Source organism: Facilibium subflavum, from assembly GCF_003574485.1.
Taxonomy (GTDB): Bacteria; Pseudomonadota; Gammaproteobacteria; order Francisellales; family Francisellaceae; genus Facilibium; species Facilibium subflavum.
This window is the reverse complement of sequence record NZ_QLIT01000173.1, coordinates 1-5,026: the sequence shown is the minus strand read 5'-3', so window position 1 is coordinate 5,026 and position 5,026 is coordinate 1. Positions and strand designations below refer to the sequence as shown.

At 34.7% G+C, this 5,026-nt stretch carries 5 protein-coding genes and 1 pseudogene; 3 read left to right on the top strand and 3 right to left on the bottom strand.

Annotation, left to right across the window (positions count from 1 at the left end; translation table 11 throughout):
• A partial coding sequence (locus DNK84_RS10250) for a hypothetical protein (RefSeq protein ID WP_162902371.1) occupies positions 1-1,335 on the bottom strand: 1,335 nt, incomplete at its 3' end.
• Positions 1,336-1,467: 132 nt separating this feature from the next.
• On the opposite strand from DNK84_RS10250, the gene DNK84_RS10245 reads away from it, so the two are divergent.
• A complete protein-coding gene (locus DNK84_RS10245) occupies positions 1,468-1,737 on the top strand; it encodes a hypothetical protein (RefSeq protein ID WP_119344422.1) in 270 nt (89 codons plus the stop codon).
• A gap of 64 nt (positions 1,738-1,801) precedes the next feature.
• On the opposite strand, the gene DNK84_RS10240 is transcribed toward DNK84_RS10245, so the two are convergent.
• Positions 1,802-2,383, bottom strand: a complete 582-nt coding sequence (locus DNK84_RS10240; protein ID WP_119344421.1) for a hypothetical protein — start codon at positions 2,381-2,383, stop codon at positions 1,802-1,804.
• A gap of 70 nt (positions 2,384-2,453) precedes the next feature.
• Positions 2,454-2,969, bottom strand: a pseudogene (locus tag DNK84_RS10235) (tyrosine-type recombinase/integrase); the annotation flags it as partial.
• Positions 2,970-3,320: 351 nt separating this feature from the next.
• Here DNK84_RS10235 and DNK84_RS10230 point away from each other — a divergent pair.
• Positions 3,321-4,274 (top strand): ParA family protein, encoded by a 954-nt coding sequence (locus DNK84_RS10230; RefSeq protein WP_119344419.1) that lies wholly within the window; start codon positions 3,321-3,323, stop codon positions 4,272-4,274.
• Between the two features lie 42 nt (positions 4,275-4,316).
• Positions 4,317-5,024: a hypothetical protein gene (locus DNK84_RS10225; protein WP_208123303.1), complete on the top strand. Its 708-nt coding sequence runs from the start codon at positions 4,317-4,319 to the stop codon at positions 5,022-5,024.
• Positions 5,025-5,026: the final 2 nt, after the last annotated feature.

Genomic DNA, 5,026 nt, shown 5'->3' with positions numbered 1-5,026 from the left:
GGCATAGCCTGCTTTTTCAACAAACTTTTGAACTACCGATAGTTTGCTTTTTGGGAATACCATATAATCATTGGCTAAAAATTTGACTTGCTCATCATACTCAAACTTCTTAATACACTGAGCTTTTAATCTTAAATCTGATACTTTGGCAATAAGTAAATTTTTATGTAATAGTATTCTACCATGCTTCTCCATAATTCGATCAAATGACTGTTTAAGAGAAGTTGACTGATCACACATCCATTTAACAAGTGGGGACTCTAGTAATGATAAATCCTGTTTTGCTAAACGAATCATATCGGGCACTACAATCAATTTGCGAGGTTGTTCACCTTTTGCTTTTTGTGTTTTAAAATGACAGATAGATGCCAAGGTCTCAAGCATCTGATAAGGTACTTTAGTCATATCAATAATAAAAGCATCCTTATCAAGTATCAAAAACTGATCTGGGGTATGGGCATAGACAACGTCATGCCCTCTTCCATAAAATACTTTGTTGTTATGATATATTTTACTAAACAGTCCAAAATCGACAGCAGCCTGACATACTACCGAAGTTTTAAGCTCTCTTTTAGGATCAGGTAAAAAATGTATCAATGGGCTAATATCCCGCTCACCAAAAAACTGGCCAGGTTTAAGTTGCTCTAATGCGGTCGTTAGTACATCGAACATGACATCAGATTCTGGTTCAAAATTAAGGCGTCGATGAAACTGAGGATAGCATACCTGATTTATCTGTCTGCGCTGCCATTTATTGAGAATTGATAAATTAAAACGTTCTTTGCCAATCTTCAATATGTTATCACTAACTCTTAGGCTATAGGAGCCAAGTTTTGGTGCACTACCGCCCTGTGTAATAAACATTTCTGTAATATGTTGGCGTAAAGAATTATCAGCGGGTAATGGTGTTTCATTAATCTCAGTCAATGTTCTAAATGGGGCAGGAATGAAAGATTGATATAGGCTGGGGACTTTAAAACGCCACCGTTCTAAATTGGTATCTGCATAACGTTGAGTAACAGATAGCAACCCTTTACGCACGAGGTTTGCCCATATTTTTTTAAATAAAGTGCCATAACTTTGCGTATATGTACCATATCTATCAACCTCATCAGGATATAAGGGCGCAAAAAAGCTGACATCAACCATCTTGTCCCCTATGTATGAAAGGAATATCCGCTCACGATCAGTTAGTGTCTCAATCGCATCAGGCAAGCCTTGCGTAGAAGAAAAACTAGTTTCAAATACATCTTTTGATTTTGCACATTTAGCGTCAAATTTTCTTGCCTGACAAATATGCTTCATATCTGTCGCATTTAAATAATCTGTGATCATTTATTTATCCTTTGCTAAATAAGTTCATCATATCGAAAATTGCCTATATGCGTCAATTTGAAAGCATTTAATTGACAGCAGTTATACAAAGTAGTACAAACATCGCGTGGTAAATAATAACAAGTGTTTAGCATGGGGAAACCCAATAATCAAAAGAAGAAACGTAATAAAAAGTATACACCTAAACAACATATTGGATGGATTGGCTATGGCTATATCCAATACCATAATTATCGATGCTACTTTGAAGTTAGGTTTGACCATTTAAATAAGGAAATACGTAAAGATAATGATTTTGGTGACTTTGTGATTGATGTATTGAATGAATTTGCCAAGGAAGATGGCATAACATCAGAGGCCACTGATCTTAAAATGCTGAAATGGCTTGAATGGTATAGATAATTAAAGCCTGTTACTCAATAGCGTCATCCCAAAGCATATGCATCAATGTTGCATAATATACATACTATCGCTTTGCATGCTTATTTTGTTCTCGGAGCATTTCTACTTCCTTTTTTGCCACTGCTGCTTCCTGCTTATATTGACTCACTTGATCTGAAAGCACTTTACATTGCTCAAGCGCCCTATTTTCTCTTTTTTCAGTATCCAATAGACGAGATTCAGCAATTGCTATTTTTTGCTCCAAATTTTTTTTGAGCTCAGTAAAATTAAGTTCCACAGTTTCTAATTTAGATTTTAATGCGTCATACGCTTCTTCTGATTTTTTGAAATTAGATAAATGCTCGTCAATGCGTACCTTAAGAAGCTTATTTTCATTCTCAAGAACATTTATTTCCTTAAGCTTCAACTCTGCAATTGCTTTTTGTACAGCAGAAGGTAATTGTACTTCTTTAAGTATGCTTAACTCCTTGGCGGCATGCTCCTGTTCATAACGCTCTCTATAGGCAGCGATCGTGCTTTTACTGCCACCAATCAATTCATGTATAGCATTGGTTCCTGCTTTACCTTCCTCTATTAATTGCTCCCATACTTCAACAAATTTTTCATATGGTATGCCAGGTCGCCCTTTCTGTGTTTGTGCAGTCACTGTGATGCTCCATTTAATTAAATACCATTTTAATACCGGTATTTTATAGTATTAATATATCAAAGTCACTTCAATCATGCCAAAGGTCATGAAAGGCGCCACTGGCTAGTTGCGTATAAATAACAGTATTCTGAATATTACTGTGCCCAAGGTAAAGCTGAATGGTACGCGTATCGACCCGATCATTTGCTAATTTAAAACCTGTAGAATGCCTTAGCATATGTGGGTGAATACTCATATTAAGCCCAGACTCACTATCAGCACGCGTCAGTATTTTCCTAAAAGTGTGGTCTGTGAGCGGTGATTTTCTCTCTGAGACAAACACAAAGTCCGTCTCTGGATACATGCGCTGAACCTTTCTAAGCGCCCTACTCACAACTCCAGAAATAGGATGAGTTGAGTTTATACCTGATTTTAAGCGCCTCACATGTAAAATTCCTTGGGACAAATCCACCTGGGACCACTTAAGATTAACCAACTCTGCAACACGAAGTCCATGGCGATAAGCTACAAGTATCATAGCAGCATCACGCTCACCGTGACGCCCTACCCTTTTTGCTGCTGTGATTAGCGTATTAATTTCTTTCTCAGTGAGATATTCTCGATCACGACGATCTTTATTTTTTTGGTTTTACCAAATCGATTTTTCTACTGCTCTTAGCCATAAAAACAAAACTTTCCGTAAAACAAACGTCGAGGTTATTAATTGCACAGTTGCAACAATTACCTTTTTATAATGTTTACAGTTTACCTAAATTCCTTTAAAACTGCATTACTTTCCGTATTTGGGTTATTTTACGGAGTGTTTTTATTAGTCCATATTTTTGGATTTTTGGGTTTATGAAAAATAATTAAAAAATAAATTATCACCAACCTTTACGCTTTTAAATGCATGGTTTATGATTTGAGTAAATGGATTAAATAGGCGTAAACCTCAATGGCAATTAAAGCTAAAATCTCAATATCTCAAATAGCTGAATTTCTAGGAATTACAAACCAAGCCGTTCACAAAAGAATTAAAAGCAAATCAATAGAATATCACAAAACCCAAAATAAGATGTATTTCACACATAATGGAGCTAGAAACATTCTGGAACCATCATGCAAGCAATACATTATTTCAACCTCTGTGGTTAAAGGTGGTGTTGGGAAAACCACAATTGCTGAATCTATAGCAATACGATCTTCTTTGTATGGCTTGAAAGTTCTAGTAATTGATTTGGATCAACAAGCAAATTTAACTAAAGGGTTACAGATGGATGAAGTAGCCAGAAACACCCCTGTAATGATTGATATTGTAGCCAAAAGAGCTGATCCAGCTGATTCCATTGTTAACGTCACAGAAGGTATAGATATGATTACCAGTAGACTTGATAATGTTACATTAGATAGCTATATGATGCTTCATCGGGTAAACCCTATAGGTTTATTTAAAAGACTATATGGTAATCTTCTTGACCCATATGACTTAATTATTTTTGATTGCCCCCCTACATTAGGCACCTTAGTATGCTCTGCAATGTCTTTTTCAAATCTTGTTATAGCACCGTTAAATCCAGATATATATTCTTATGAAGGTTTGGAAATAATGCAAAAAGAAGTTAACAATATCAAAGAAGAGTTTGGGATCGATATTAATTGGAGAGTTTTGTTAAACAAGTTTGACTCAAGGACAATACTATCAACAGATTACATTTCTCAATTAATTAAAGATAAAAAATACTCTGAAAAATTATTAAAGAGTGTTGTTAGAACTAGCCAAGATTTTCCAAATACAAAAAATAAAGGTTTATCATTATACGATAATTTCAGGAAATCTACAGCTAAAGAGGATATTGACTGCCTTGTCAAAGAACTAATAGATAACTATATGCACGTTAATTTTGCATAACTATATGAAAGGGTTCCTATAATGGCTACGATCAACGACCTAATGAATAAAAAAAAGAAAAAGTTTGAACCAGTTAAAAGCAGGTCTTGGGATTATATCAAAGATACTGAGTCAACGACCAAGGAAACAACTGGTAAACAATCGGTAAACGATAAGGAAACAACTGGTAAACAATCGGTAAACGATAAGGAAACAATTGGTAAACAATCGGTAAACGATAAGGAAACAATTGGTAAACAATCGGTAAACGATAAATCCGAAAACAATCTGACTCTAAGTGAAGCTAAAAAATCTATTTTTAATTTAACTGGGCTTCAAAAATCAATATTTGAGTATGTGATGAATAATTTAAATAGCAATCTAGAAACAGAGCTTATAACAACTGATGAACTACTTAATATCGTTAGTTGTAGCGCCCATACATTAAAGGTTTTGATTGCTAGACTATATAAGAAAAAGTTACTTATAAATCTTCATTCTAAAACAGGAAAAGGTGGATTTAGAAAGTTTATGGTTACTAAAATCACTCATAAAGCTTTTTGCGAATGTGTGGCTGAAAGTCGAGCAATTGGTAAACAAGAGCAGTCATTAATGTCTTCTATATATAATAGTAATACTACTAATACTATAAAAAATAAAGTCCGTGAAATCGATGCAGCTAAAAATCATTCTATTGAACAGAAAGACCAACTTATTGCTGAAATGCAAAAACAAATAGCAGAGCTTCAAAAAAGGAGCCCATCCATCTAACT

Excerpts from the sequence above, each read along its gene's own strand:
- DNK84_RS10245 (WP_119344422.1), top strand. The coding sequence starts at position 1,468 with ATGGGGAAACCCAATAATCAAAAGAAGAAACGTAATAAAAAGTATACA.
- DNK84_RS10225 (WP_208123303.1), top strand. The coding sequence starts at position 4,317 with ATGAATAAAAAAAAGAAAAAGTTTGAACCAGTTAAAAGCAGGTCTTGG.
- DNK84_RS10230 (WP_119344419.1), top strand. The coding sequence starts at position 3,321 with ATGGCAATTAAAGCTAAAATCTCAATATCTCAAATAGCTGAATTTCTA.